Below are 25,974 nucleotides of genomic sequence, written 5' to 3'. Positions count from 1 at the left end.
CCGTGCCTATCCCGCGAACGCCCCCGCGCCCGCAACCCAATTTATTTCCGCAATATCAGAAATCGGTCGCAATGCCCTTGCCCAGATAACAGGGCAGTTGCCGCAGGACGTCGGCCTTCGGGACGCCATCCTCGATCAGGTCGGGCGGTACTTCGGAAGCATCGGTGCGGACGACGGTGAAATCGGACCCTGGCGCCGAACGATGGACGACGACATAGCCGCAATCCATCGTCCCGTCCTTGCGGTCGCCCCTGAAATCGAAGGCCGCGTAAAGCCCGGCGGGCTGGCCGGCCGGATCTGGATACCAGCTCACCCGGAGCAGGCGAATCTGCCCGTCCGCCCACAAGGCGGGTCGCTTGCGAAGGTTCATCTCCCATTCGAGACGCGGGTTCGACGCTTGGAACGACAGGCGCAGCATCGCATAGGCGGCCTCATAATCGCGCTTGGCAAGCGCCATCGTATAGGCAGCGAACCGGTCGATCGCGCCCTCCTCGTCGATCGCCGTCGGCGCGAACTTCACGCCTTCGCCCGCCACGACTTCGCGCTCTACCCCGGGTGCGAGCAGCGGCGGCGCGGCGAGCGCGGCGGGTGTCCAGATCAGCGTTGCCGCAATGCACGCCAGAAACCGGCGATCAATAGCCATAATAGGCGCCGCCCTTTTCGCGCGCGCGCTGCCACGCCGGCCGAACGTGGCATGCGTTCACGAAGGCCGCGAGCTTGGGATAGCGCGGCGCCATCCCCTGCATCACCGCAATTTCGGCCGGAAAGCTCAGCATGATGTCGGCGGCCGACAGGCTGTCGCCGATGAAATGGCCGTTGTCGCCGATGCGGCTTTCCATGAAGGCGAAATGCGCGTCGAGTTGCTGCACGATCCGCGGTTCGAGCGGCGCCGCCGCCTCGCCAAGACGCGCGGTATAGATGCGCAGCAGGATCGGCGTCATCGCCGACCCCTCGGCGAAATGCAGCCATTCGAGGTGGCTGACATGGTCGTCGCTGCCGCGCTCGGGCACGAGATGCCCGCCGCCGTGCCGCTCGCAGAGATATTCGGTGATCGCCCCCGATTCCATGACCACCCTGCCATCATCCTCGATCAGCGGCGACTTGCCGAGCGGATGGACCGCGAGCAGTTCGGGCGGCGCGAGATTGGTCGTCTGGTCGCGGTCGTAGAATTTGATCTCATAGGGGGCGCCGATTTCTTCGAGCAACCACAGGATGCGTTGCGAGCGGCTGTTGTTCAGATGGTGGACGATCAGGGTCATGATGCGCTCCTCATTTCATGTCAGGGCCGATAGGTGCCGTTGCGGTCGATCAGGGCTGCAAGTTCGCGGACCAGCTTGGCGCCGACGATCGCGGTGACGTCGCCGGTATCGCGGCCGGGGTGAAGTTCGACAATGTCGGCGCCGACGATCGGTGCGGTCTGCCGGTGCAGCACCGCCAGCATTTCGCGAACCGTCAGCCCGCCGGGCTCGGGATGCGCAACGCCGGGCGCCGCCGACGGGTCGAGACCGTCGAGGTCGATCGAGATATAGAGCGGACCGCCGAGCACGGGCACGTGGCCGGGCATGAAACCGGCCATCGGAATGATCTCGACCCCGAAGCGCTCAGCCTGCGCGCGGCAATGCCCGTTGAGCGTGCGAATGCCAACCTGGACCAGCCGCGCGGCGTGGCCCGCCTCGCAAATGCGGGCGAAGGGCGAGGCGTGACTGCGCGGATTGCCGCCGAAATCGTCGTAAAGATCCGGGTGCGCGTCGAAATGCAGGATGTTGAGCGGTCCGAAGCAATTCGCCGCCGCCTCGACGAGCGGAAAGCTCACCGCATGGTCGCCGCCGAGCGCGAGCGGGATCTCGCCGTCCTCGTGCAGCATCGCGACATGGCGGCGGATCGCGGCGTCGTCGCGCGGCGTGTCTTCGCTGAGCGGCAGATCGCCGTCGTCGGCGAAAGCAATGTCGACGCCGATCTCGGAACCCAGCTCGCTCGCCAGATTGCCGCGGTCGCTACGCAGCGCAGTACGGATCGCCGCCGGGCCGGCCGCCGCGCCGCGTTCGAAACTGCTGTTGATGTCGGTGGGCAGGCCGAAGAGGCGGATCGCGGGCATGCGCCGCTTGTAGCCTTTGGAGAAGAGCGTGCAAGCCACGGCGATCGGGAGGTCGGGCCTTCTGCTGCGAGTGATGTCTTCGGCGCCTTACCGCCGGCTGGGGAAGTTCCCTACTTCGTCATTCCCGCGAAAGCGGGAACCCAGTGTAGGGTATGCCGACGCACGCTCTGAGTTCCCGCTTTCGCGGGAATGACGAGGGTTGGATATAGGGTTGGATATAAAGTGGCTGCTCACCGCCCCAAAACCGACGCGGTGCAAAGAGCATCAACGGCTGGCGGGCCGACCTGCATGGGAGAGGGGAGTGCAGGTCTGAGGGGCTGGTGGCCCGCCGCCGTCGGCCGGCCGGTTCGAGCAAGGCGAACCGGCCGGATGGCAATCGCATCAATTATCGTCGTCGCCCTCATCGTCGGGACCGGCCATCATCTCTTCGGCCACCGCGTCGGTGCGGCCGCGGATGGCGGCTTCGAGCCGTTCGCGCAGTTCGGGATTTTCGGTCAGGAAGGTCTTCGCATTCTCGCGGCCCTGTCCGATACGAATCGAGTCATAGCTGAACCAGGCGCCCGATTTCTCAACCAGTCCGGCCTTGACCCCGATGTCGAGAATCTCGCCGATCTTCGAAATGCCCTGCCCGTACATGATGTCGAATTCGACCTGCTTGAACGGCGGCGCGACCTTGTTCTTGACGACCTTGACGCGCGTCGTGTTGCCGACGATCTCGTCGCCATTCTTGATCTGGCCGGTGCGGCGGATGTCGAGACGGACCGAGGCATAGAATTTCAGCGCATTGCCGCCGGTCGTCGTTTCGGGATTGCCGTACATCACGCCGATCTTCATGCGGAGCTGGTTGATGAAGATCACCATGCAGCGCGAGCGGCTGATCGAACCGGTGAGCTTGCGCAGCGACTGCGACATCAGGCGCGCCTGCAGGCCGACGTGGCTGTCGCCCATCTCGCCCTCGATTTCGGCGCGCGGCACGAGCGCCGCGACCGAGTCGACGACGAGCACGTCGATGGCGTTCGAACGCACCAGCGTGTCGACGATCTCGAGCGCCTGCTCACCCGTGTCGGGCTGCGAAACGATGAGTTCGTCGATGTTGACGCCGAGCTTGCGGGCATAGACGGGGTCGAGCGCATGTTCGGCGTCGACGAAGGCGACGGTGCCACCGGTCTTTTGCGCTTCGGCGAGCGTGTGCAGCGCCAGCGTCGTCTTGCCCGAGCTTTCGGGGCCGTAAATTTCGATGACGCGACCGCGCGGCAGGCCGCCGACACCGAGCGCGATGTCGAGCCCGAGCGAACCGGTCGAAATCGCTTCGACCTGCATCGCTTCTTTCGAGCCCAGCTTCATCACCGAGCCCTTGCCGAAGGCGCGATCGATTTGCGCCAGCGCGGCGTCGAGCGCCTTCTGCCTGTCCGTTCCGTTCACTGATTTCCCCGATTCCACGAGTGACAATTGTCCGGCCATTTGCCGTCCCTTTCCAGCTCTAGAGCGACGGCCCGACCATCGCAACGTTGAAGCTGTGTACGTCATTTGTTCTGATAGAACAAGAGTGGAACAAAAGAAAAATGACTGGCGAGTTAAGCCGCGAAAAATTCATCGAGGATGGCCTCGATCTGGCTGATCCGGAACGGCTTGGTCACCAGTGTCCGGTGCGCGTGCGCGGACGGAATGACGTCGCCGCCGCCGGTGGTGAAGGCAAAGGGAATCCCGCGTTCGGCAAGCGCATCTGCGACCGGCCAGCCCTTTTCGTCGCCAAGGTTGATATCGACGAGCGCGCCGTCGATCGGCCCGGCGCCGATGATCGCCAGGGCCTCCTGATTGCTTGTCGCCTGCTCGGGCTGGGGAAAACCGAGCGCGTCGAACATGTCGACGAGCATCATCCCGATCAGCACATCGTCCTCGACGAGCAATATGCGGCGATTATCCGGCATCGGACACCCGGTGCGCCGCTTCGTCGAGCGCCGCCGACACGGCTTCGGTCAGCTGCGCGACGGAAAAAGGTTTGGGAAGGAAAGCCACGTCGTCAATATCGATCGACTGGCGCAATTGTTCCTCGGCATAGCCCGACATGAAGAGCACCGGCAGCGCCGGACGCTTCGCGCGCATGGCGCGAACCATCGCGGGGCCGTCCATCGTTGGCATCACGACGTCGCTGATGATCAGGTCGACCTTGTCCATCTGACCGAAGCGTTCGAGCCCCTCCTCACCCTGCGACGCGGTGACGACGGTGTAGCCCGCCCGGACCAGCGCGCGCTCGGCAACCGCACGCACCATATCCTCGTCCTCGACGAGCAGGATGGTGCCGGTTCCCCACTGGCTTTTCTTCGGCTTGGGCGGCGGCGCGGCGACGACCGGTGCGTCGCCTTCGGCACGGTGGACGGGGAGGTAGATGGTGAAGCTGGTTCCCTGCCCCGGCTTGCTGTCGGCGAAGATGAAACCCGCCGACTGCTTGATGATGCCATAGACGGTCGACAGGCCGAGCCCGGTTCCCTTGCCGACATCCTTGGTCGTGAAAAAGGGTTCGAAAATTTTCGGCAGCACGTCGGCGGCGATGCCGGTGCCGGTATCGCTGACCTTCAAGGCGCTATAGTCGGCGGGCGGCATGATCTCGCTGCCCATCTGCCGCGCTTCGGCTGCCGAGACCGGATAGGTTTCGATCGTCAACGTGCCGCCGCCCGGCATCGCGTCGCGCGCATTGACGGCGAGGTTGATGATCACCTGCTCAAGCTGACCGGGGTCGGCGCGCACCGCGCCGAGCCCCCGGCCATGATGGACCGACAGCTTCACCGTGTCGCCGATCAGCCGCTTCAGCAGGTGCGAGACTTCGGAGATGACGTCGGGAAGCTGGAGAATTTGCGGTCGCAATGTCTGCTGACGCGAAAAGGCCAGAAGCTGCCGCGTCAGGCTAGCGGCACGGTTGGCGTTGCTGCGGATTTGCTGGATATCGTCATAATCGCTGTCGCCGGGCGTATGGCGCATCAGCATCAGGTCGCACGCACCGAGCACCGCAGTGAGGATATTGTTGAAATCGTGCGCGACGCCGCCGGCGAGCTGGCCCACCGCCTGCATCTTCGACGCTTGTGCCACCTGCCGCTTGAGCCGCGATTCCTCGCTCGAATCCTTCAGACTCAGCAGCACTGCCGCCTCGCCCAATCCGCGCACGCCGACAACGCGCATCGACACCGGCTCGTCACTCTGCCCCGCCAGCCGGATCGACAGGTCGCCGCCAACCTGCTGCCCGCTGCTGTGACGGCGGATCATGTCGGCGAGCGGTCCCTTATCCTCGCCCACCACCAGGTCGCCGGGATACCGCAGCATCTTCCCTTCGGCGAGCCCTGCCGCGCGCAGGAAGGCGCGGTTCATATAGAGAAAGCGTCCGTCGCGATCGACCATCGCGAGCCCGAAGGGCAGCAGCGACAGCAAGGTTTCGACATAGCCCTGCGCCGTCCCGCGATCGGTCGGCCCCATTTCCTCGTCGAGCATCGCGAGGAGCATCGGCGTGTGGCTGTCGGCGGGCGCGAGCGGAATCTGGAGCATGCGCACGGGTGTCGCGCGGTCGCCTTCGCGCGCGAAATAGAGCGAGCCACCATCGTCGAGGCGCAGCATCGGCGCGACATCGCGGCCGGCATAATGGCTAACATCGCCTTCGCCCAATGCGCGCAGCAGGAAGGCCTGATTCGCGACGCGCAGCCGCCCCTCGGCGCTGACGAGCGCCGCCATGACACCCGCCTGCCCCAGCGTCCGCCCCGCCGGTCCGTCGAGGTGGCGGACGATTTCGGACACGAGGTCTAGCCGTTCGAGCGCCGCGAAGCGCCACACGAGATAATCCTCGGCCTGCCCGGTCCGTGTCACCTGCGCGCGCAATTGCAGCGGCCCCACCGCCAGATCGTCGACCCGGCCTTCGCCGTCGCGCCACGCCGCGCGTCCGGCGTTCTTGAGCAGTTCGGGACCGCGCCCGTCGACCGGCAATCCCGGCGGCGTAATGAAGCCGCCGAACCAGGTCGCGAACAGGTCGTTGGCGCAGACCAGCCGGCCGGCGCGGTCGGTCACCGCAATCGCGACATCGTCGTGATTGACCGCGGCGCGCAGCATCGTCCAGTCGGGAAGCGCGGCCTCGCCCGCCGCAGCGACCGGGAACAATCGCCGCGCCAGCACCACTCCGCCGACCGCGATCGCCAGCCCGGCGAGGAAGCCGGCGGCGAGCGGCGCATTGCCGGTGACCCAGAACAGCAGCGCGACCGAGAGCAGCGCCAGCCCGCCAAGCACCGCATAGTCGATGCGCGACAGGGTCGGCGAGACCAGCAACGGACCGCCCGGGCCCTCCTCCCTGCTGAAATCTTCCTCAGCGGCAGGCAGGCTTTGCGCGGTCAATGACAGTCTTTCCTGTTGGCGTTACCAGATGCGGACGCGATCTTTCGGCGCCAGATAGAGCTTCTGGCCTTCCTTGACGTTATAGGCCTTATACCAAGGGTCAAGGTTGCGCGAGACCCAAGACCGCTGAATCGACGGCGAATGCGGATCGGTGGTGATCCGCTGCGACAGATTCTGGTCGCGATAGTTGCGCCGCCAGACCTGCGCCCAGCCAAGGAAGAAGCGCTGGTCGCCGCTCAGCCCGTCGATCACCGGCGCTTCCTTGCCGCCCAGCGACTTCTTGTAGGCATCATAGGCGATGGTCAGACCGGCGAGGTCGCCGATATTCTCGCCGAGCGTGAAGGTCCCGTCGAGATGTTCGCCGGGCAGCACTTCATAGGCGTCATATTGCGCGACGAGCGCCTTGCCCGCCGCCTCGAACGCCGCGACGTCGGCAGGCGTCCACCAGTCGGCAAGCTTGCCGGTCTCGTCATACTTCGCACCCTGATCGTCGAAATGGTGGCTGATCTCGTGACCGATGACGGCGCCGATGCCGCCATAGTTGATCGCCGCGTCGGCATTGGGATCGAAGAAGGGCGGCTGCAGGATCGCGGCGGGAAAGACGATCTCGTTCATGCCGAAATTGGCATAGGCGTTCACTTCCATCGGGGTCATTCCCCACTCCCAGCGACGGATCGGGCCGCCAAGGCGGCTGATATTGTCGTCGTGCGCGAACTGGTTCGAACGGAGCGCGTTGCCGAACAGGTCGTCGGCCTTGATTTCCAGCGCACTGTAATTCTTCCACTGGTCGGGATAGCCGATCTTGGTCGTGAAATTCGCGAGCTTCTTCTTCGCCTTGACCTTGGTTTCGGGCTGCATCCAGCTCAGGTTGCCGATGCGGGTGTCGAGCGCGGCGAGGACATTCTTGACCAGCACGTCCATCGCCGCCTTGGTTTCGGGCGGGAAATATTTGGCGACATAATCCTGGCCGACCGCTTCGCCCATATTGCCCGTCGTGAAATCGACCGCGCGCTTCCAGCGCTCCTGCATCTGCGGCGTCCCCGACAACGCGGTGCCATAAAAGGCAAAGGCTTCCTGTGCGACCGCATCGGGCAGCACATCGGAGAAGCCGTCGAGGCTGCGGACGATCAATATGTCGCGGATGACGCCGATCGGCGCATCGGCGAGCAGCTTCGCCTCGCCGGTGAAGGCGCTCGGCTGCGCGACCAGCAGCGTGTCTTCCTTGACCCCGACGCCGCGGATGAAGGTCGCCCAGTCGAAGCCCGGCGCCGCCTTTGCCAGCTCGGCGACCGTCATCTTGTTGTAGACCTTGACCGCGTCGCTGCTGTCGTTCTTGTCCCAGTGGACGGTCGCAACCTGCTTTTCGAAATCATAGATCGCCTTGGCGCGCGCCGCGGCATCCTTCTCGCCCGCCAGCGTCAGAACATTCTGGAGATGCGCGAGATAAGCGGTCTGCAGCTTCGTGTTGCGTTCGCCGTCCTTCAGGTAGAAATCGCGATCGGGCATGCCGATGCCGCCCTGCCCCATCGAATAGATATAGACTTCGGGATTCTTGTCGTCCTGCCCGACATAGCCGCCGAAGAAATGCGGAATGCCGTTGCGATCGGCTTCGGCGAGCAGCGCGGCGAGGCCGGGCTTGTCGACGCTGCGGACCTTCGCCAGCCACGGCTCGATCGGCGCCAGCCCCTTGGCCTCGACCGCCGCCGAATCGAGGTACGACGCATAGGCGCGGCCGATCATGCTGTTCGGGTCGCCTTTCGCTGCCTCAAGGATTTCCTGCGTGCGCTTCTGCGACAGGTCACCCAGCGCGGTGAACATGCCATAGTTCGACTTGTCGGCCGGAATCTGGGTGTTCTTTGCCCAGGTGCCGTTGGCATAGGCGTAGAAATCGTCGCCGGGCTGGACGCTCTTGTCCATGCCGCTGGTGTCGAAACCGAAATCGCCGATTTCGGGCTTGCCGGCATCCGTGCCGGCAGACGCGGCGGGCGCGCTTTCCTGTGCAAAGGCGCTTGTTGCCGGGACGATGCCGGTCAGGATTGCGCCAAGCGCAGCGGTCGCCATCAGGCGCGACGAGACATTGAGACGAGACATTTTATTCCCCGGATTTCGAGACATTTCGAAAGGCCGCCCCGCCCATGCAGACCGGTCTTCAGCGATAGACCAGCTATACGCCGCGCCTTCGGGGGTTCAACCGGCGGCCGTGTCGCTCGTCGATGCCTCAAGTCGTTTGTCGCGAGCACGGCGAATCTTTTGCCGCCAGCGCAGGCGAATCCAGCTATCCCAAATCACCGAGGCGAGGACATAGCCGACGACCGCCGAAACCACCGAGATGACGAACAGCCCGGCAAGGCCGCCGAGCAGCGCCGTTCCCGCGTTGGCGGTGAACCAGTGCCACCATTCGACCAGCGAAGCGCCTTCGTCATAGAGGATATAGAGGTTCGACACGTTGGTGTGCATGCCGAACAGCGCGCTGCCCAGCCACACCGACGCCGCCAGAATCAGCGGGGTCGTGACCGGATTCGACAGGAAGGTCATCGCCGCCCCGATCGGGATATTGGCGCGAAACGGCAGCGCCAGCAGCGCGACGCCCAGTATCTGCACACCGGGGATCAGGAAAAAAATGCCGACGAACAGCCCGAGCGCGGTGCCGCGGCGGACCGAGGTCCGCGTGAAACGCCACAGATGGCTGTGCGCGACGCGGTGGGCAAACGGCTTGATGAAACGGCTTTCCAGCAATTCCTCGCGGTTCGGGGAGTTGCGCCGGATCCAGTTCATCACCGCGGCCTTGTCGCCCGGCTTCTTTCCCGGCCCGCTCATCCGCGTTCCTTCATCAATCTTTGCTTGTCGCGCTTCCAGTCGCGTTCCTTGATCGACTCCCGCTTGTCATGCGCCTTCTTGCCCTTGGCGAGCGCCAGTTCGACCTTCGCCCGGCCGCGGCTGTTGAAATAGACGCTGAGCGGGACGAGCGTCATCCCCTGCCGCATCACGCCGGCGTGCAGCTTGTTGATCTCGCGCCAGTTGAGCAGCAGCTTGCGCGGCCGCTTCGGTTCATGATTGAAGCGGTTGCCGTGACTGAATTCGGGGATGTTGGCGTTGATCAGCCACACTTCGCCGCCGGTCACCTCGGCATAGCTTTCGGCGATCGTCCCTTCGCCGAAGCGCAGCGACTTCACCTCGGTGCCCTGCAGCGCGATCCCCGCTTCGAACACCTGTTCGATCGCATAGTCGAAGCGCGCGCGCCGGTTCTCGGCGACGACCTTCTTCTTGTCGAATTCGGCGGCGGACTGCGGACGGGCCATGACGAAAGCTCAGATCACTCCTGCCGACGACAGCGCGGCATCGACGGCGGTACGCGATGCGTCCGACGCCGGAATGATAGGTAAGCGCACTTCGGGCGAAAACCAGTCATGGATGCGCGACAGCGCATATTTGGCTGGCCCCGGCGACGCGTCGGAGAACATCGCCTTGTGGAGATCGAACAGCCGGTCGTGCAACGCCAGCGCCTTCGCCCAGTCGGCGGCGGCACATGCCGCGGCGAAGTCGGCGCAGAGCCGCGGCGCGACATTGGCGGTGACCGAAATGCAGCCGACGCCGCCCATGACGGCGTGCGGCAGCCACAGGTCGTCGTTGCCCGAAAGCTGACAGAAGTCCGTCCCCGCGCCCGCGCGATGAACCGTCACGCGGGCGAGGTCGCCGCTCGCATCCTTGATCGCCACGACCGAGGGGATTTCGGCGAGCTTGCACATCGTCTCGGCGCTGATGTCGGCGACGGTGCGGCCGGGGACGTTATAAACGACGATCGGCAGGTCCGACGCATCGGCAAGCGCCCTGAAATGCGCGAGCATGCCCTCCTGCGTCGGGCGGTTGTAATAGGGCGCGACGACCAGCGCCGCGGTGGCTCCGGCGGCCTGCGCGTGGCGCATGTGGCGCATCGCGGTCGCGGTGTCGTTCGACCCGCAGCCGGCGATCACCGGGACGCGGCCCGCCGCCGCCTCGACGCAGGCGTCGATGACCTGATAATGCTCGTCGAAGCCGAGCGTCGGGCTCTCGCCGGTCGTGCCGCACGGGACCAGCGCGCTCGTTCCCTCGTCGATCTGCCACTCGACCAGCCGTTTGAAGGCCGGCGCGTCGAACGCTCCATCGCGAAATGGCGTCACCAAGGCGGGAATCGAACCCGAGAACATGCTCCGCTCCTTTACAAAAACAGGCCCGCGACCGATAGGAATCTCAGGCGCGCCGCCTAATGGACGTCTATTCAGCGCCCCGCAAGGAGTTTGGCATTAGTATGGCCGCTATGATCTCGCTGCCCAGGATTTCCCGCCTCGCGCTCGCCGCGGCCCTGCTCGTCCCCACTGCTGCCACCGCCAGCGAACTTACCCCAGAACAAATGGCCTGGTATCGTGCCCAGATGGGGCTCGCGTCGGCCTCGGGTCCGCCGCCCGCAACCAGTTCGGTCGGCGACGCGGTGATGGAATGGCGGCGGCTGACGGCGAACACCGGCGCATCCTTCGACCAGCTTTCACGCTTCCTGATGGCCAACAAGGGCTGGCCCGACGCCGACAAGATGCGCAGCCGCGCCGAAAAGGCGATCGCGCTCGACAGTTTCGACCCCTCGCGCACCCTCGCCTATTTCGCCGCCTATCCGCCGCAGACCGCGAGCGGGCACTTGCGCATGGCGCTCGCGCTCAATGCGACGGGGCGCCGCGACGAGGCCAATGCCGCCGTTCGCCGCGCATGGACGAGCGGCGCGCTCGACGATTATGAAGCGAGCCGGGCGCTCAGCTTTTTCCCCGGCGCGCTGACGCCCGCCGATCACGATGCGCGAATGGACCGCCTGTTGTGGCTCGGCGCCACCGCCGCCGCGGGCCGCCAGCTTGCCTATACGTCGCCCGAGAAGCGCAACATCTTTGCCGCGCGCCTCGCGATGCGCAGCGGTGCTGTCGATGCTGCGATGCAGGCGATGGCGGTCGAGGGCGCGAACCCGTCGCTCACCCGCACCGACGCGGGGTATATCACCGACAAGGCGACCTGGCTGCGCAAGGGCGGCCGGGTCGGCGAGGCGCGCGCGCTGCTCGCGGCGCCGCGCGCGCTCGCCAGCGCGCCGACCGATGCCGAGGAATGGCTGGAAACCCTGCTCACCAACGCACGGCAAGCCGACGCCGCGGGCGACAAGCAGACCGCCTATAATATCGCGCGGCAACTCGACGATGCACTGCCCCCCGGCACGGTGATCCGCGAAACGCCGCTCGGCATCCGCGACGATTATACCTCGCTCGCCTGGCTGGCGGGTCAGCTCGCCTACAAGAACCTCCGCCGCCCCGCCGAGGCGGTACGCCTGTTCCGCAATTATGGCGAGGCGGCGCGCTCTGCCCAGACGCGGACGAAGGGCTTCTACTGGGCGGGCCGCGCGGCGCTCGCGGCGGGCGATCCCGCGACTGCCAATGCGGCCTTCGCCGATGCAGCCCAGCATTATGACCAGTTCTACGGACAATTGTCGCTCGAACGGCTGAACCGGCCGCAACCGAAGCCGACGCCGGTTCCCTCGATCCAGGTGAGCGACGACGAAAAGCGGGCGTTCGGCGACGACCGCCTTGTCCGCGCCGCCCGCGCGCTGGGCGAGATCGGCGCGTGGCGCGAACAGTCGCTGTTCCTGCGCGCGCTGGCGCAAAAAGCAACCTCGCCCGCCGACCATGTCCTCGCCGGCCAACTGGCGTCGCAGATCGGCCGCCCCGATCTGGGCGTAATGATCGGCCGCAGCGCGCAGGCGAACAGCCTCGACGCCGTCGAAGTATCGGGCTTCCCGACCGTCCGTGTTCCGGCCGGCCACGAAAGCAACTGGACCTTCATCCACGCGATTACCCGGCAGGAAAGCCAGTTCGACCGGCAGGCGATCAGCCACGCCGGGGCCCGCGGGATGATGCAGTTGATGCCGGGCACGGCGCGCGAGGTCGCGGGCAAGCTGGGGCTGAGCTATGACGCCGGGTCGCTCACCACCGACACCAATTACAACATGATGCTGGGGTCGACCTATTTCCAGCAGATGCTGAGTTACTTCGGCGGCAGCTACCCGCTGGCGGTCGCCGCTTACAACGCTGGCCCCGGCAATGTGAACAAATGGCTGCGCGCCAACGGCGACCCGCGCGGCGGCGGCATCGAGATGGTCGACTGGATCGAGGCGATCCCGATCTTCGAGACGCGCAACTATGTCCAGCGCGTGCTCGAAAATGCCGTCGTCTATGACACGCTGCGCGACGGGCGGACGCTGCCGCAGGCGCCGCTGAGCTTCTATCTCGGCAAACGCACGCCGGGATAAGCGCCGGTGGCGGGGGAGAAGACCAATATCATTTCGCCGGCGGGCTTCGCCGCGCTGCGCGCCGAATATGACGCGCTCTTCGCCACCGAACGCCCGAAGCTGGTGGAAACGATCAGCTGGGCAGCGGGCAACGGCGACCGCAGCGAGAATGGCGACTATATCTACGGCCGCAAAAGGCTGCGCGAGATCGACCGGCGGCTGTCCTTTCTCGCCCGGCGAATGAAGGCGGCACGCGTCGTCGATCCGGCGGCACAGCCCGACAAGAGCCGTATCTGGTTCGGCGCGACCGTCGAGCTCGCCGACGACGATGACGTACGGCGCATCGTTACGCTGGTCGGCGACGACGAGGCCGAGGCCGGCGACGGCCGCATCGGCTGGAACAGCCCCCTCGCCCGCGCGCTGCGCGGCGCGGCGGTGGGCGATTTGCGGACCGTGCAGCTTCCCGCCGGACCGAAGGAATGGGAAGTGATCGGGGTCAATTATCCGGCTTTGACGCACGTCAGCGGCGGCACGGCGGCAGATGCAGGGAGCCGATAGACGGCGATATCATCGATTTGGCCATTCTTCAGCGCGATGAAGTCACGTATGTGTCCAAGCCCAAAGTCGTGATAGATCGCCCTCAGATTATAGTCGAAGTCAATCTCATAGACAAAATCGTGGTTATCGGCGTGATACATCCATTGAATGCCGGAATGGTGGTCACGTGAAGCATATTGCATCTTCGCGCTCGCCGGAATGAGATCGATCGTTCCGGAGCACCCCGTCTTCGGGATGCCAAGCGCCATAACCCCGCTCAGGCAGACTTCGTATTCGTTGCTGCAGTTTAGCACATCGGATGCGAGACCATCGATCCTGACATATTCGAATTTGGCTCCTACCTCGATCTGATGATCGCTGTTGGAAAAGAGATAGGATTGCTGCGCCAACGCCGGACGAACAACGAACGACGCAATAAATGGTGATACGACAAGCGTGAAGATCCATCTAAAGCGGCTCATCCTGATCTTTTCCTTGAATTCTGCCGGTTTCAATCAATGTTGCAGTTCCGAAATCCCGAAAATCTAAGGCCAATTGCATATCCGGCGACCAAGCCCGCGCCGCGCCGATCTGCAACCAGCATAAGCCAACGAAATTTGCAGGAAAGCAGGAACTGCTCTGTGTGCCGCGTCACTGGCAATAGCTGGACGATCGGTTAATCGCTGATAAGCTGGCGCTGAAGGGGAGAGCCGCAATGCAAAAAGCAAGCTTTCTGGCGGCACTGCTTCTACAAGGCACGGCCCATACCGCGCCGGCACGCCCGCCTCTAGCGCCAGTCACCGACCAGTTCCTCCTCGACCAGCTCGAGCTTGGCGAGGAGATCGAGGGCCGCGTCGATGGCGATCTCAACGGCGATGGCGATCCCGACACGGCGTTTGTCGTCGCGAGCCCCGACGAGCGCCATGTCTACGTCGTGCTCAGCTATCGCAGCGAGGTCGATTTCGGGCATCAGCCCGGCGGCGATTTCAAGCTGGCACCCGACGCGCTGGGCCCGGCCGAGCTATCGATCAGCAATGGGGTGCTCACGATCAAGGATCTGACCGGCGGCACCACCGCGCTTTCGGCGACCTACCGCTATCGCGCCGACAAGGTCGAGCCGAAGCTGCGCCTGATCGGGCTCGACGCCACCGTCTACAGCCGTACCTATGCCCATGACGGCAATGAGATGAGCTGGAACCTCCTCACCGGCGACGTCGAGACCAAGACGCTGAAGCTCACCGGCGAGGGTGAGGACGCCAGCTATGAGGACGCATTCGTCACCCGCTTCAAACGCCCGTCGAAACCCGTCTATATGGCGGATACGCCCGATCCCGAGGAACAGCTCGTCGCCTTTACCAAGGCGAAATAGCGGCCGTCGCTAAGGCTGCAGCAGCGCGGGGACGATCCAGACCAGCGACAGCACGACAATCGCCGCGATCAGCGAAATGGCGAGCACATAGCGGACATTATGTCCCTTGACCCCGCTGCTCGCCTCGGTCTCGGTGACTTCGACATGATCCTCGACGACTTTCATGGTTCGTCTCCCTTCTGGTCCGGTTAATACGCGGCCCTGCGGCGCGGGGTTCCGCGCCTTACTTCGGGAGAGAATGCCAGAGGGTCTGTAAGCCGGGTTCTGTCCACCCCCTTTGACGGGGGATAGGCGATCATTCCTCTAGGCGGACGGTTACCCGAACGCTCAAGCAGTCAACCCGGACGGCGGGGCCGGAACCGACCCTGGATAAATCCGTGCCATCCCTATTCGACCTTGCTCCCGGTGGGGTTTGCCGTGCCGCGTCCGTTACCGTCCGCGCGGTGCGCTCTTACCGCACCCTTTCACCTTTCGCCGGGCCGAAGCCGTTGGCGGTCTTCTCTCTGTGGCACTTTCCCTAACTCCGGTTGCCCGAAGCCGCCGGACGTTATCCGGCACCGTGGTTTCCGTGGAGCCCGGACTTTCCTCCCCCGCTTGCGCGGCGGCGATCGCCCGACCCTCTGGCGCGGACGATTATAGGCCCTTCGGCCCGGTTTGACGAGTCAATTGCCCTCTGGCTGCGGCAACAGCAGCGCCAGCAGGATGGCGCGGCACTCGCCGTCGATCGTCCCGTCGATCAGTTCGGGGCGGAAGCGGCGCTGGAAGGCGACCGTCGCGGCGAACCCGTCGGTCACGTCATAGCCGAAGCGTTCGAGCGCGAGCAGGAAGCCGGCGTCGGTCCACAGAGGGTCGGTCAGCTTCTTGGTCGGGCGCGGCAGTGCGAGGCGGCGACGCGCCAACTCCTCCCAAGGGAACAACTCGCCCGGGTCCTGCTTGCGCGTCGGCGCAATGTCCGAATGGCCGACGACGTTGCCGCGGGTGATCGCGTGACGGTCCTTAATCAGGTGGACGAGGCGCACGACCGAGGCAACCTGCGGATCGGGAAAGGGCGTGTAGCCCCATTCGTGCCCGGGATTGACGATCTCGATCCCCACGCTCGCCGAATTAATGTCGCTGACCCCGCGCCAGTGCGATTTCCCGGCATGCCAGGCGCGCTTCTCCTCGGGCACCATATGGGTGATCTGCCCGTCTTCGCTGACGACATAGTGCGCGGACACCTTGGCCTCGGCATCCGCAAGCCGATCAATGGCTTCGGTGCCGGTCTTCATACCGGTATAATGCAGCACAATCATCGAGACAGGCAGGGCGCGGTCGTCGAAATTGGGAGACCAGCGTTCGATGAAATCGCTCATGCGTGTCGTTGCCCGTCCTCAATCAGCCCCCGCCCCGATTGCGCCAGCGCCGGACAAATTGCAAGCTCAGGCCGCAGTCGCCCGCCGCGCCTGCTGGTCGGCGGGCTCGTAGAGGCCCCGCAGCCGCGGGCTGGCGACGAACTGGTCGGTCTGGCCGAGCACGGTCTCGCCCGCCCCGAGGACGAGGAAGCTGTGCGGCGCCGCCATGGCGCGCAGCCGCGCGAAAGCCTTCTGCCGCATCGACAGCGAGAAATAGAGCAGCAGGTTGCGGCAGAAGATGAGATCGGCCGGCCTGCTCAGCGGCGGCCGGTCGGTGAGCATGTTCTGCACCGAAAAATCGATGCGGCGGCGAATTTCGGCCTTGGCAAGCCAGCCGCCGTCGGCCTGATCGAACCAGCGCACCATGCGCTGGACGGGTAGCCCGCGCTGGATTTCGAACTGGCTGTACAGCCCGATCCGCGCCCGCGAAATCGCGTGCCGGCTGACATCGGTGCCGACGATATCGACCTGCCAGCCCGCCCATCTGGCATCCTGCTCGGCAAGGAGCATCGCCATCGAATAGGCTTCCTGCCCGGTTGACACGCCGCAGTGCCAGATGGTGATCCGCCGCTGCGCCGCGTTGACCTTGCGCAACTGTTCTAGCGCCGTCGCAGCAATGTCGTCGAAGACACTATATTCGCGATAAAAATAGGTTTCGTTGTTGAGCATCGCATCGACCGTGTCGTCGAGCAGTCCGCGGCTGTTCGAGGTGACGAGCGCCGCCACCAGCGCGTCGAGGTCGGCAATGCCGTGGCGCTGCATCACCGGCTTCAACGACATTTCGATCCGCCAGATCCGGTTCGGCGACAGCGTCTGGCCGGTCCGCGATTCCAGCACGCCCATCAGGACGCGGTACGCCGATTCGCTGGCGCTGCTCCCCATCATGACCCGCGCCGCCCGGCGAGGAAGCTGCCCAGCATCAGGGCAATCGCATCGGGGTTGAGCGTTGCCGCGGCGACGCCCGCTTTCGCTACCGCACCGGGCATGCCCCAGATCACGCAGCTTTCGGGCGCCTGCGCGAAGACGGTGCCGCCCGCAGCCTTCAAACGAGCGGCGCCGCTCGCGCCGTCGCGTCCCATGCCGCTCAGGACCACGGCCACCCCGCCCTCGCCATAGGTTTCGGCGACCGAGGCGAACATCGGGTCGGCCGACGGGCAACAGCCGTTGTCGGTCTGGCGGCGATCGAGCACAATCTCGCGGCGCCGGCCGCTGGCAACCACCGTCAGATGCGCGTCGCCGGGTGCGAGATAGATATGGCCGCGCTCGATCGGCATGCCCGCCGCCGCGACATGCACCGGACGCTCGGTCATCGTCGCAATCTGCCGCGCGTAAAATTCCATGAAGGCATCGGGCAGATGCTGGGTCAGCAGGATTGGCGCGGTGATCCGGCGATCGAGATGCGCAAGGAAGGTCGCGAAAGCCGGAATGCCGCCCGTCGACGCGGCGACCGCGATGCAGTCGATCGACTGGATGGCGTCGACCGCGACGGGAGCCGGCGGGGGCATCGCCCGCCGCGCCACCTGCGCGACGGCAGGCATCGGCAATTGCCCCAGCGACAGGATACGCTCGGTCAACACTTCGGCGAAGCGCCCCGAAAAACTGCCGCGCCCGGGCTTGGCGAGCGTGTCGCTCGCGCCGAGCGCCAGCGCCTCGATCGCGGCGGGGCCGCCCTCGACGCAGTTCGACGAGAGGATCAGAACGCGGGCATTGTCCGCCCGCTCGATAATGTGCGGCAGCGCGTCGATGCCGTTCATTCCCGGCATTTCGATATCGAGAATGACGACGTCTACCGGCTCGCAGGCGAGAAAGGCCAGCGCGTCGTGCGCCGAGGCGACCGAGGCGCAGATCTTGAGCCCGGGGTGCTGGTCGACGATGCGTTCGAGGATGCTGCGCACGACGAGGCTGTCGTCGACGAGCATCACGCGAACCGCGCGCGTCGCCGGCAGGTCGGCGGCCGGCGGGTTTTCGGGAAGAAGGCTCCGCGTCGTCGCCATGCCGCGCGTCAGGCGACCCCGACGAGCTGCAATTTTCCTTCCAGCGTTTCGCGATCGAACGGCTTCATCACATATTCGTCGGCGCCCGCTTCGATCGCGGCGCGGATATGGTCGATGCTGTTTTCGGTGGTGCAGAAAACGACGCGCGGCCGTTCGGCGCGCCCATAGTCGAGGTCGTTGAACGCCCCCAGAAATTCCATGCCGCTCATCACCGGCATGTTCCAGTCGAGCAGGATCACGTCGGGACGATGCGCGCGGCAAAAGGTCAGCGCCTCCTGCCCGTCAGCCGCCTCCTCCACCGCAAAAGACATGCTTTCAAGGATATGGCGAGCGACCTTGCGAATCACCTTGCTATCATCGACGACCAGACACGATTTCGACATATTGACCTCCGACCCCCCGGGGATTTCCGCCACGTTATGGCGAAGGGGTGTCCAGCCCGTTAACAACCCGGTTAATTACGATATGAATCACGCTGCCGTCTGGACCGGCAGGGTGACGAAATGCGACGGATCGACGACCAGCAGCGAAGCGCCGCGATGTTCGATCACCGCTTCCGCCACCCGCGCCCAACCGGGCAGCAGCTTGCCCACCACCCGCGTCTCCGGCGCGTCGATGAAACAGACATCCTCGATCTCGTCGGCGAGCAGCGCATAGCCATGCTCGGCGACATCGACGACGATGACCCGCTGCCCCGGCACCACTGCGACCGGCGCGAGCCCGACCACCACATGCGGATCGATCAGCGTGAAGACCCGGCTGCGCAGCGCAAAGAGCCCCGCAACATGCGGCGGCGCGGCGGGCACCTCGACCGGCGCACCGACGGTGACCACCGAATTGATCGACTGGCTGCGCAGCGCGACGCGGGTGTCGGCGATGCGCGCGATCAGATAGAGTTTTTCCATCATGCCCGGCCTCCCCCGACCCGGCTGCGCAGCGCGTCGAGCAGAGCGGCGCGATCGTAACGATAGACGGTTTCGTCGCCCGGTCCGCTTGCGGAGCGCGAAGCGCGGAGGCGAATGATCGGGATCGCGTCGCCGGGGTGCGCGCAGGCATCGGCTTCGTCGGACAGGCAAAGCAGCACATCGGGCGCTTCGCCGGCTTCGTCGCCCGACGCGACGCGATACCCCGCGTTGAGCAGGATCGGCGCGAGGAAATTGCTGCCCCACCCGTCCTGGTCGCCGGCAAGGCGGCAGAGCGGCTGGCGAAGCGTCGACGGTGTGCGGCCGGCGCCATATTGTTCCATCAGCCAGAACGGGTCGATGAGTTCGACCGGTTCATCGCCGACAAGAATGACGCCGGCGATGAGCCCCGGCGCCGCCGCCGGCTGGATGACGTCGGGCAGACGGACGATGTCGATCACCGATGCAATCGGATAGCAAAGGACGGCGCGCCCGTCGTAAATCCGCAGGAGCTTGAGCGTTTCGCCGATGTCGCTTTGCGTCGTCGCGTGGACTGGGAAAATGTCGTCGCCGATCCGGACCTGCGTGCGCCCGGCGCTTTCGAACATCGAGGTTGCGGGAACCTCTTCCACGCGTTCGATCGCCGACAGATGGACGCCGCGCGTCCGCCCGTTCATATCCCGGAAAAGCAGCAACTGGGCGGCATGACGCACATTTTGCGCTTCATCGGCGGCTGTTGCCTCGGCGCCGCCGCCGCGTCCCTCTTCGGACGCGTCGATACCCGACGCGGCCAGTATGCCCTGGACATCGAGCAGCAGCACCGGCCGCCCGTTGTCGGGCAAGGTGGTGCCAGCATAAAGGCCCGTCGCCATGATCATCGGCGCCGCAGGCTTGATCACCAGTTCCTCATGGTCGTGGATCGCCGCGACGCTGAGCGCATAGCTTTGCCCCTGCCCCGGCCGGATCACGACGAGCGCGCGATCGTCGACGTCGTCCTGTTCGTCGCGCGTGCAGCCGAGGACGTCTTCGAGCCGCAGCAGCGGCAATTGTTCGCCGCGCACGGTCGCCAGTTCGCCGCCGCCGACGCGATCGATGCGGACGGTATCGCTCGTTTCGAGCAGGATTTCGCGCACCGCGCCGCGCGGAATGGCGAAATATTGTCCCGCCGCGCGCACCATCAGGCCCGAGATGATCGTCAACGTCATCGGGACGCGCAGCAATATCGTCAGGCCCCGCCCCTGGTCGTTACGCAATTCGACAACGCCGCCGATTTTTTCGAGGTTCGCCTTGACGATGTCCATGCCGACGCCGCGGCCCGAAATCGCCGTGACCTTGGCCGCGGTCGAAAAGCCCGGGCGGAAGATGAGTTCGAGCCTGTCTTTCGGCGTCAGCGCGCGCGCCTCGGTCGCGGTGACGATGCGCGCCGCGATCGCCTTCTGGACCAGCATGTCCGCGGACAGGCCGCGGCCGTCGTCGCGCACCGCAATTTCGATCTGGTTGCCCGACTGGCGTGCCGCGACCGAAATCGTCGCGGTGATCCCCTTGCCCGCCGCGACGCGTTCGTCGAGCGGCTCGATCCCGTGATCGATCGCGTTGCGGACGATGTGGATCAGCGGGTCGCGGATATTTTCCATCATCTCGCGGTCGAGTTCGACCTCGCCGCCGCTGGTGGTGAATTTGATCTTCTTGCCAAGGTCCTGCGCCAGATCGCGAACGACACGCGGCAGCGGCGCGAACAATTTGTCGATCCGCTGCATCCGCATCTGGCTGACCGACTGGCGCATTCCGGCAATCGAGTCCGAAAGGCGGTCGAAAGACGCGATGAGCGATGCATCGGCTCCCGATTCGCGGAGCATGCGGGCAAATTCGTTGCGCGCGAGAACGATGTCGGTGACCCCCGTCATCACGGTGTCGAGCAACGGCAGGGGAACGCGGATCGAGCGCCAGCTCTGCAATTCGGCGGCGAAATCATCCTCGCGGCGAAGCGTGATCCCGGCGACTTCCACCGGCGCTTCGGGCACGACCTCTGCCATCGCGAGCGGCTCGATGACGTCGGCATCGTTGCCCGCCGGTTCGACGCCATCGCTACCGAGAGCCCGGCAAAGCTCCGACAACCGGTCGACGACGGCCAGTACCGCCGAAACGAGCGCAGTATCGGCGGCACGCGTGTCGCGGCGAACCTGATCGAGCGCTTCCTCGGCGGCGTGCGAGAGCGCGGTGACGCGCGGCAGCGACAGGAAGCCAGAGCTGCCCTTGATCGTGTGAACGAGGCGAAAAATCGCGTCGAGCTGGGCGCGATCGGTCGGATCGGCTTCCCACGCAACCAGCGCCCCGCCGGCTTCGGCAAGAATTTCGGCCGTTTCGGCCAAAAAGTCGTTCAGCAGATCGTCCATGACGGTAACGGCGCGCCCCAAATTCCTTGGCACGACCATGGCGGACAATGGTTAATGGAGCGTTTGTGCGGCAGCGCCGCGACAGAAAATCGTGGAGCCGAAATCGCCGGACTCAGCGCCCCTTGAGCACCGCCCCGACCAGCAGCGATGTCGCAGTTTCGCGGGCGAGCATGACGGTCCCGCCGTTCTGCGCCGCGACCGCCTGGACGAGCACCGCAGGCGCGGTGCGCGACGTCATCGCGGTCGCCCCCTCGCCTTCCTGCAAGATCCGTTCGACATCGGCGTCGAGGAACAGGCGCTCGGCCTCGACATGCAGGGCAATTTCGATTCCGTCACCCTGCGTTTCGCAGCCGACGTCGAGCCGCCCGCCACGCACCAGCGCGTCGACGAGGATCAGCGACAGGTTGAGGATGATCTTGACCGCCGGCTTGGGCAGCGGTTCGCTCCCGATCATCCAGTTGAGGTCGATCGCGCGGTCGCCGATGATCCCCTCGATCGCCGACTTCGCCTCGTCGGCGGGTACGCGCTCGCCGAACCCGCCAGCCGAACCGAAGGCCAGCCGGAAGAATTTGAGCTTGTTTGCCGATGTACGCGCGCTCTGTTCGAGCAAATCGATACAGCGCGCCCGCATTTCGGGATCTTTTTCGTCCGCGAGCAGTTCCAGCCCGTTGGCGAACGCCCCCACCGGGCTGAGCAAATCATGACACAGGCGCGAGGCCAGCATGGAGGCGAAATCGACGCGATCGTCGGTCATGGATGAATGGGCTCCCCGCAGACCGGACATTTCCGGCTCGCGAACGCTCCCTACGGCAGGGATATGGTTAAGGGCAAGGGCGATGCGCCCATTTCTCGTCATCCCGGCGAAGGCCGGGATCTCACCGGCGCCGAACAACGCGAGGGCGGGATCCCGGCCTTCGCCGGGATGACGGATGCATCCGGAAGCCTTGCAGGCCCTTGAAAATCGAGACCGCCGCCCCACATCGCGACCAATGTTGGGGGACGACGAAATACTGACCGTTGCGCTTGGCGACAATGCAGCCGGACTGCGTCTGGATCGCGCGCTTGCCGAAGCGCTCCCCGAACTTTCGCGCGAGCGGCTGAAGACGCTGATCAAGGGCGGACGCGTTGCCGATGCGAGCGGCCACGTGCTGTGGGACCCGTCGGCCAAGGCGGCGGCGCCCGCTACGCTGGAAGTTCGCGTTCCCGCAGCCGCGCCCGCGCACAATGTCGCGCAGGACATGAACCTGGTGATTGCATTCGAGGACGAACATCTGATCGTCGTCGACAAGCCCGCCGGCATGGTCGTCCATCCCGCCGCGGGCAATCTCGACGGCACGATGGTCAATGCGCTGCTCCACCATTGCGCGGGGCAATTGTCGGGAATCGGCGGCGTTGCCCGTCCGGGGATCGTCCACCGCATCGACAAGGACACGAGCGGTTTGATCGTCGCCGCAAAGCACGACAAGGCGCACGAAGGACTGGCAAAGCAGTTCGCCGCGCACAGCATCGATCGCCGCTATCTTGCGCTTGCGACCGGCCGCCCGATGCCCGCGAACGGGACGATCGATGCCGCACTCGCCCGGTCGAGCACCAACCGCAAGAAGATGGCGGTGGTTGCCGACGGGCGCGGCAAGCATGCGATCACCCACTATCGGTCGATCGAGCCGCTGAAAGGTGCCACCCTGGTCGAATGCCGGCTGGAAACCGGCCGCACCCATCAGGTCCGCGTCCATATGGCGCATATCGGCCATTCGCTCGTCGGCGACCCGGTCTACGGAAGGGCGAAAAAGCCGCTGTCCGAGGTGCTGAAAGCCCGGAATTTCGCGCGGCAGGCATTGCACGCGGCCCATTTGGGCTTTATTCATCCGGTGACCGGTAACAGGATCGCGCTCGACAGCGAAATCCCTGCGGATATGCGGGAACTGATCGATGCATTGCGCGTTTAAGTTTCGAATGAAAATCTATCTCGACCGCCGGACCCAACCGCGGCATATTTCTCCTCTGAAAAATTAGGGAAGACGCTAACAATGGCTAATAAAAGCAATGTTCCGGCCACGGTGCCCGCGCTCGGCGGTGAGGCGAGCCTGAACCGCTATCTGGCCGAAATCCGCAAATTTCCGCTGCTGACGCCCGAGCAGGAATATATGCTCGCAAAGCGTTTCCAGGAGCATGGCGACAATGAAGCTGCCGCGCAGCTCGTCACCTCGCACCTCCGCCTCGTCGCGAAGATCGCGATGGGTTACCGCGGCTATGGCCTGCCGGTCAGCGAATTGATCAGCGAAGGCAATATCGGCCTGATGCAGGGCGTGAAGAAGTTCGACCCCGAACGCGGCTTCCGCCTCGCCACCTATGCGATGTGGTGGATCCGCGCCTCGATCCAGGAATTCATCCTGCGGTCGTGGAGCCTCGTCAAGATGGGCACCACCGCGGCGCAGAAGAAGCTGTTCTTCAACCTCCGCCGGATGAAGAACAACCTCGAAGCGTTCGAGGATGGCGACCTGAGCCCCGAACATGTCGCAAAGATCGCAACCGACCTCGGCGTGACCGAGGACGAGGTGGTCAGTATGAACCGCCGCATGGCGATGGGCGGCGACACCTCGCTGAACGTCCCGATGGGCGAGGACGGCGACAGCCAGTGGCAGGACCTGCTCGGCGACGAAGGCCCATTGCAGGACGAACGCGTCGCCGAAGCACAGGAACGCGACGTGCGCCATTCGCTGCTCAGCGAAGCGCTCGAAACGCTGAACGAGCGCGAACGCCACATCCTGACCGAACGCCGCCTGACCGACGATCCGAAAACGCTCGAGGATCTGAGCCAGGTCTATGACGTCAGCCGCGAACGCGTCCGCCAGATCGAAGTGCGCGCCTTCGAAAAACTGCAAAAGGCGATGCTCAAGCTCGCGGGCGACCGCCGGCTGGTGGGCGCCTGAGCCAGGAAAACCGGCGATTTGATTGCGGGCGCAGAAAAACCAGCCCCCCCTTCGGGCCGACCGAAGGGGGATTTTTCATATGGAAATGGACCCGGGTACCCAGCGCATCGCGCTACTGCCGGTCGCCGATGCCGTGATGGCGTGGCTGGGCCAGGGAGGCCGGGCCGAGGCGAAACGGAAAGATAGAATGATTTGAGTCGATTGCGCCGCAAGAAGCTGTCGAATATTGCTTGAATCGTGTTGCGGGGTACACAATCACATACCATGACTACACGGGACGGAGGGGCGCTTGTCTGAAAACGACGCAGAAAATGACGCGAGCCCGTTTCACGAATTTCAGTATGCGGCGTTCATCAGCTATAGTCGGCGCGACGAGAAATTCGCCAAATGGCTGCATCGAAAACTTGAAAGCCTGAGATTTCCTGCAATCCGGCCAAATTTGATCAACTCTTCCAAATGGCCGCTACGTCCCGTCTTCAGAGATGTTGAAGAACTTTCCGCATCAAGTGACTTGACCAAATCGATATGTTCGGCCCTTGAAAATTCGCGCGCGCTGATCGTCATATGCTCTCCCCACGCTGCAGCTTCGCATTGGGTAAACCAGGAGATTGAGCAATTTTCAAAGCTCGGCCGCAGCGATCAGATTTTTCTTGTTCTGGTCAATGGCGATCCGGCCTTTCACCGGGATGGAAGCGGCATCGCCGCTTTCCCTCCCGCCATTGAAGGCCTTTTGACCGAACCGCTGTGGATCGATGCCCGAACCGGCACCGAATCTCGCGAGCGAATTTTTGCCAGGATCGCGGCGGGACTGATCGGCGTCTCTTTCGATGCCATTTGGCAGCGGCGCCGCCGCCAAAAACGAGTGGCCTTACTGTCCTGGGGCATCGCTGCTTTGATGATCGGCATTCCGGTTGGCGTTGCCCTGATCGAACTTGTCAAACCGATGAATTTAAAAGACTGCCCGCTGGATTTGGTGGCGTTCGAGTCAACATGGGGCAGCGAACGCTTTGTCGTCGACCGGGTCGGATCGAACCGATTTTACGTCTGCGGGAAACGAGAGCTGTCGCTCGATGAATATAGTCGATTGGCCGAAAACGATAAAGAACCGGGGTGCAAAGGCCCGCTTGGATCAATTTTCCTTAAAGGTCATTTGCAGAATATCCCCCAAGGCGTCGAGGCAGACCGGTATATGATCTATCAGATATCCGATGGATCCCCTTGCTGCCTTTGGAACTCACCGAGCGAAAAAGATCTAGTATTTTATACAGAGAAAAGAAATATTAACTGGCATTCGGAAAATTCGATGCCAAAACTTCAAGAACTCAAGAGTCCAGTTATAGAATTTGACAGAAATTACTCGGATATGTCGAGCGATGACTATCTACCCAATATGAAATTTAGTCCCAATTTTTGCGAATATGATACAAAACGCAAGATGCGATCAATTCTTTCCAGCTGGTTTTCGGACGGGCAAAAAACGTCGCAGTGATGGTGCGGACAGCGCGGGGCCGAATAGGCTACCCATCCATTTGCCGGCAGCGGGCACATCGGTGTTCGGAACCGGCGCGCGTAACCGAAATAAAATTCGACGCCGGGGTTGTCGCGATTAAGCTGACATTGACCCCCGCCTGCCGCTGGCTGCGGCGGGCGCAGCGCAAGCAAGCACGACGAAGCAGATCAGAACGAAAGGGCATGCAGCCTTC

General features: G+C 64.2%; 25 protein-coding genes and 1 other RNA gene. 6 read left to right on the top strand and 20 right to left on the bottom strand.

Going from position 1 to position 25,974, the window contains the following annotated elements:
- Positions 1–55 precede the first annotated feature (55 nt).
- The 10 genes from V6U71_RS06725 to dapA form a co-directional block, all read right to left on the bottom strand.
- On the bottom strand, positions 56–643 hold the full coding sequence (locus V6U71_RS06725) for a hypothetical protein (RefSeq protein WP_411341521.1): 588 nt from the start codon (positions 641–643) through the stop codon (positions 56–58).
- The gene (locus V6U71_RS06720; RefSeq protein ID WP_411341520.1) at positions 633–1,259 is read right to left on the bottom strand and encodes a glutathione S-transferase family protein; all 627 of its coding nucleotides are present in this window, start codon (positions 1,257–1,259) and stop codon (positions 633–635) included. Before V6U71_RS06720 ends, V6U71_RS06725 begins: the two co-directional genes overlap by 11 nt.
- A 20-nt stretch (positions 1,260–1,279) precedes the next feature.
- Positions 1,280–2,095 (bottom strand): agmatinase, encoded by an 816-nt coding sequence (speB, locus tag V6U71_RS06715; RefSeq protein ID WP_411341519.1) that lies wholly within the window; start codon positions 2,093–2,095, stop codon positions 1,280–1,282.
- Positions 2,096–2,476: 381 nt separating this feature from the next.
- A complete protein-coding gene (gene recA / locus V6U71_RS06710) occupies positions 2,477–3,556 on the bottom strand; it encodes a recombinase RecA (protein ID WP_411341518.1) in 1,080 nt (359 codons plus the stop codon).
- 113 nt (positions 3,557–3,669) lie between these two features.
- Complete coding sequence (locus V6U71_RS06705) at positions 3,670–4,023, bottom strand: response regulator (protein WP_411341517.1); 354 nt, start codon at positions 4,021–4,023, stop codon at positions 3,670–3,672.
- Positions 4,013–6,397 (bottom strand): response regulator, encoded by a 2,385-nt coding sequence (locus V6U71_RS06700; RefSeq protein ID WP_411342319.1) that lies wholly within the window; start codon positions 6,395–6,397, stop codon positions 4,013–4,015. Before V6U71_RS06700 ends, V6U71_RS06705 begins: the two co-directional genes overlap by 11 nt.
- 87 nt (positions 6,398–6,484) lie before the next feature.
- The gene (locus V6U71_RS06695) at positions 6,485–8,524 is read right to left on the bottom strand and encodes a M13 family metallopeptidase (protein WP_411342318.1); all 2,040 of its coding nucleotides are present in this window, start codon (positions 8,522–8,524) and stop codon (positions 6,485–6,487) included.
- A 126-nt stretch (positions 8,525–8,650) separates the two neighbouring features.
- Positions 8,651–9,280, bottom strand: coding sequence for a DUF2062 domain-containing protein (locus V6U71_RS06690; RefSeq protein ID WP_411341516.1), 630 nt, complete (start codon positions 9,278–9,280; stop codon positions 8,651–8,653).
- Entirely contained in the window at positions 9,277–9,762 is a 486-nt protein-coding gene (smpB, locus tag V6U71_RS06685) for an SsrA-binding protein SmpB (protein ID WP_411341515.1), read from the bottom strand. The genes V6U71_RS06690 and smpB overlap by 4 nt, the downstream gene beginning before the upstream one ends.
- A 9-nt stretch (positions 9,763–9,771) precedes the next feature.
- Positions 9,772–10,647, bottom strand: coding sequence for a 4-hydroxy-tetrahydrodipicolinate synthase (gene dapA / locus V6U71_RS06680; RefSeq protein ID WP_411341514.1), 876 nt, complete (start codon positions 10,645–10,647; stop codon positions 9,772–9,774).
- Between the two features lie 101 nt (positions 10,648–10,748).
- Between dapA and V6U71_RS06675 the strand changes: the two genes are divergently transcribed.
- Positions 10,749–12,776 carry a lytic transglycosylase domain-containing protein gene (locus tag V6U71_RS06675; protein ID WP_411341513.1) on the top strand — a complete coding sequence of 676 codons (2,028 nt, stop codon included), beginning with the start codon at positions 10,749–10,751 and terminating at the stop codon, positions 12,774–12,776.
- Positions 12,777–12,782: 6 nt separating this feature from the next.
- Entirely contained in the window at positions 12,783–13,313 is a 531-nt protein-coding gene (gene greB, locus V6U71_RS06670; protein WP_411341512.1) for a transcription elongation factor GreB, read from the top strand.
- Here greB and V6U71_RS06665 read toward each other — a convergent pair.
- Positions 13,256–13,807: a hypothetical protein gene (locus V6U71_RS06665; protein WP_411341511.1), complete on the bottom strand. Its 552-nt coding sequence runs from the start codon at positions 13,805–13,807 to the stop codon at positions 13,256–13,258. The two genes, greB and V6U71_RS06665, sit on opposite strands and share 58 nt — an antisense overlap.
- Before the next feature lie 200 nt (positions 13,808–14,007).
- Here V6U71_RS06665 and V6U71_RS06660 point away from each other — a divergent pair, with 200 nt between their 5' ends.
- Complete coding sequence (locus tag V6U71_RS06660; RefSeq protein WP_411341510.1) at positions 14,008–14,661, top strand: hypothetical protein; 654 nt, start codon at positions 14,008–14,010, stop codon at positions 14,659–14,661.
- Positions 14,662–14,670: 9 nt separating this feature from the next.
- Here V6U71_RS06660 and V6U71_RS06655 read toward each other — a convergent pair whose 3' ends face one another.
- The 9 genes from V6U71_RS06655 to V6U71_RS06615 form a co-directional block, all read right to left on the bottom strand.
- A complete protein-coding gene (locus V6U71_RS06655; protein WP_156344038.1) occupies positions 14,671–14,826 on the bottom strand; it encodes a hypothetical protein in 156 nt (51 codons plus the stop codon).
- Between the two features lie 72 nt (positions 14,827–14,898).
- Positions 14,899–15,285: RNase P RNA component class A (gene rnpB, locus V6U71_RS06650), an RNA gene on the bottom strand.
- Between the two features lie 38 nt (positions 15,286–15,323).
- On the bottom strand, positions 15,324–16,013 hold the full coding sequence (locus V6U71_RS06645) for an N-acetylmuramoyl-L-alanine amidase (RefSeq protein ID WP_411341509.1): 690 nt from the start codon (positions 16,011–16,013) through the stop codon (positions 15,324–15,326).
- Between the two features lie 66 nt (positions 16,014–16,079).
- Positions 16,080–16,937 (bottom strand): CheR family methyltransferase, encoded by an 858-nt coding sequence (locus V6U71_RS06640; RefSeq protein ID WP_411341508.1) that lies wholly within the window; start codon positions 16,935–16,937, stop codon positions 16,080–16,082.
- Positions 16,934–18,046, bottom strand: coding sequence for a chemotaxis-specific protein-glutamate methyltransferase CheB (cheB, locus tag V6U71_RS06635; protein WP_411341507.1), 1,113 nt, complete (start codon positions 18,044–18,046; stop codon positions 16,934–16,936). The genes V6U71_RS06640 and cheB overlap by 4 nt, the downstream gene beginning before the upstream one ends.
- Before the next feature lie 8 nt (positions 18,047–18,054).
- Positions 18,055–18,429 carry a response regulator gene (locus V6U71_RS06630; RefSeq protein ID WP_054588313.1) on the bottom strand — a complete coding sequence of 125 codons (375 nt, stop codon included), beginning with the start codon at positions 18,427–18,429 and terminating at the stop codon, positions 18,055–18,057.
- A gap of 87 nt (positions 18,430–18,516) precedes the next feature.
- Entirely contained in the window at positions 18,517–18,954 is a 438-nt protein-coding gene (locus V6U71_RS06625; RefSeq protein ID WP_411341506.1) for a chemotaxis protein CheW, read from the bottom strand.
- Positions 18,951–21,341, bottom strand: coding sequence for a chemotaxis protein CheA (locus V6U71_RS06620; protein WP_411341505.1), 2,391 nt, complete (start codon positions 21,339–21,341; stop codon positions 18,951–18,953). The genes V6U71_RS06625 and V6U71_RS06620 overlap by 4 nt, the downstream gene beginning before the upstream one ends.
- Before the next feature lie 112 nt (positions 21,342–21,453).
- Positions 21,454–22,095: a histidine phosphotransferase family protein gene (locus V6U71_RS06615; RefSeq protein ID WP_054588316.1), complete on the bottom strand. Its 642-nt coding sequence runs from the start codon at positions 22,093–22,095 to the stop codon at positions 21,454–21,456.
- Positions 22,096–22,330: 235 nt separating this feature from the next.
- On the opposite strand from V6U71_RS06615, the gene V6U71_RS06610 reads away from it, so the two are divergent.
- The 3 genes from V6U71_RS06610 to V6U71_RS06600 all read left to right on the top strand — a co-directional run bounded on the left by V6U71_RS06610 (position 22,331) and on the right by V6U71_RS06600 (position 25,760).
- A complete protein-coding gene (locus V6U71_RS06610; protein ID WP_411341504.1) occupies positions 22,331–23,287 on the top strand; it encodes an RluA family pseudouridine synthase in 957 nt (318 codons plus the stop codon).
- Positions 23,288–23,368: 81 nt separating this feature from the next.
- Positions 23,369–24,271, top strand: a complete 903-nt coding sequence (gene rpoH / locus V6U71_RS06605) for an RNA polymerase sigma factor RpoH (protein WP_411341503.1) — start codon at positions 23,369–23,371, stop codon at positions 24,269–24,271.
- Between the two features lie 289 nt (positions 24,272–24,560).
- Positions 24,561–25,760 carry a toll/interleukin-1 receptor domain-containing protein gene (locus V6U71_RS06600; RefSeq protein WP_411341502.1) on the top strand — a complete coding sequence of 400 codons (1,200 nt, stop codon included), beginning with the start codon at positions 24,561–24,563 and terminating at the stop codon, positions 25,758–25,760.
- Positions 25,761–25,974 lie beyond the last annotated feature (214 nt).

This window comes from Sphingopyxis sp. J-6, assembly GCF_046603995.1.
Classification (GTDB): domain Bacteria; phylum Pseudomonadota; class Alphaproteobacteria; order Sphingomonadales; family Sphingomonadaceae; genus Sphingopyxis.
The sequence above is the reverse complement of the archived record's forward strand: the minus strand, read 5'-3'. Positions and strand labels throughout refer to the sequence as shown.

Bases quoted from the DNA above. Each gene is read 5' to 3' on its own strand.
- V6U71_RS06725 (WP_411341521.1), bottom strand. From the start codon at position 643: ATGGCTATTGATCGCCGGTTTCTGGCGTGCATTGCGGCAACGCTGATC.
- V6U71_RS06720 (WP_411341520.1), bottom strand. From the start codon at position 1,259: ATGACCCTGATCGTCCACCATCTGAACAACAGCCGCTCGCAACGCATC.
- speB (WP_411341519.1), bottom strand. From the start codon at position 2,095: ATGCCCGCGATCCGCCTCTTCGGCCTGCCCACCGACATCAACAGCAGT.
- recA (WP_411341518.1), bottom strand. From the start codon at position 3,556: ATGGCCGGACAATTGTCACTCGTGGAATCGGGGAAATCAGTGAACGGA.
- V6U71_RS06705 (WP_411341517.1), bottom strand. From the start codon at position 4,023: ATGCCGGATAATCGCCGCATATTGCTCGTCGAGGACGATGTGCTGATC.
- V6U71_RS06695 (WP_411342318.1), bottom strand. From the start codon at position 8,524: ATGGCGACCGCTGCGCTTGGCGCAATCCTGACCGGCATCGTCCCGGCA.
- V6U71_RS06690 (WP_411341516.1), bottom strand. From the start codon at position 9,280: ATGAGCGGGCCGGGAAAGAAGCCGGGCGACAAGGCCGCGGTGATGAAC.
- smpB (WP_411341515.1), bottom strand. From the start codon at position 9,762: ATGGCCCGTCCGCAGTCCGCCGCCGAATTCGACAAGAAGAAGGTCGTC.
- dapA (WP_411341514.1), bottom strand. From the start codon at position 10,647: ATGTTCTCGGGTTCGATTCCCGCCTTGGTGACGCCATTTCGCGATGGA.
- V6U71_RS06675 (WP_411341513.1), top strand. From the start codon at position 10,749: ATGGCCGCTATGATCTCGCTGCCCAGGATTTCCCGCCTCGCGCTCGCC.
- V6U71_RS06660 (WP_411341510.1), top strand. From the start codon at position 14,008: ATGCAAAAAGCAAGCTTTCTGGCGGCACTGCTTCTACAAGGCACGGCC.
- V6U71_RS06655 (WP_156344038.1), bottom strand. From the start codon at position 14,826: ATGAAAGTCGTCGAGGATCATGTCGAAGTCACCGAGACCGAGGCGAGC.
- V6U71_RS06645 (WP_411341509.1), bottom strand. From the start codon at position 16,013: ATGAGCGATTTCATCGAACGCTGGTCTCCCAATTTCGACGACCGCGCC.
- V6U71_RS06640 (WP_411341508.1), bottom strand. From the start codon at position 16,937: ATGATGGGGAGCAGCGCCAGCGAATCGGCGTACCGCGTCCTGATGGGC.
- cheB (WP_411341507.1), bottom strand. From the start codon at position 18,046: ATGGCGACGACGCGGAGCCTTCTTCCCGAAAACCCGCCGGCCGCCGAC.
- V6U71_RS06630 (WP_054588313.1), bottom strand. From the start codon at position 18,429: ATGTCGAAATCGTGTCTGGTCGTCGATGATAGCAAGGTGATTCGCAAG.
- V6U71_RS06625 (WP_411341506.1), bottom strand. From the start codon at position 18,954: ATGATGGAAAAACTCTATCTGATCGCGCGCATCGCCGACACCCGCGTC.
- V6U71_RS06620 (WP_411341505.1), bottom strand. From the start codon at position 21,341: ATGGACGATCTGCTGAACGACTTTTTGGCCGAAACGGCCGAAATTCTT.
- V6U71_RS06615 (WP_054588316.1), bottom strand. From the start codon at position 22,095: ATGACCGACGATCGCGTCGATTTCGCCTCCATGCTGGCCTCGCGCCTG.
- V6U71_RS06610 (WP_411341504.1), top strand. From the start codon at position 22,331: ATGTTGGGGGACGACGAAATACTGACCGTTGCGCTTGGCGACAATGCA.
- rpoH (WP_411341503.1), top strand. From the start codon at position 23,369: ATGGCTAATAAAAGCAATGTTCCGGCCACGGTGCCCGCGCTCGGCGGT.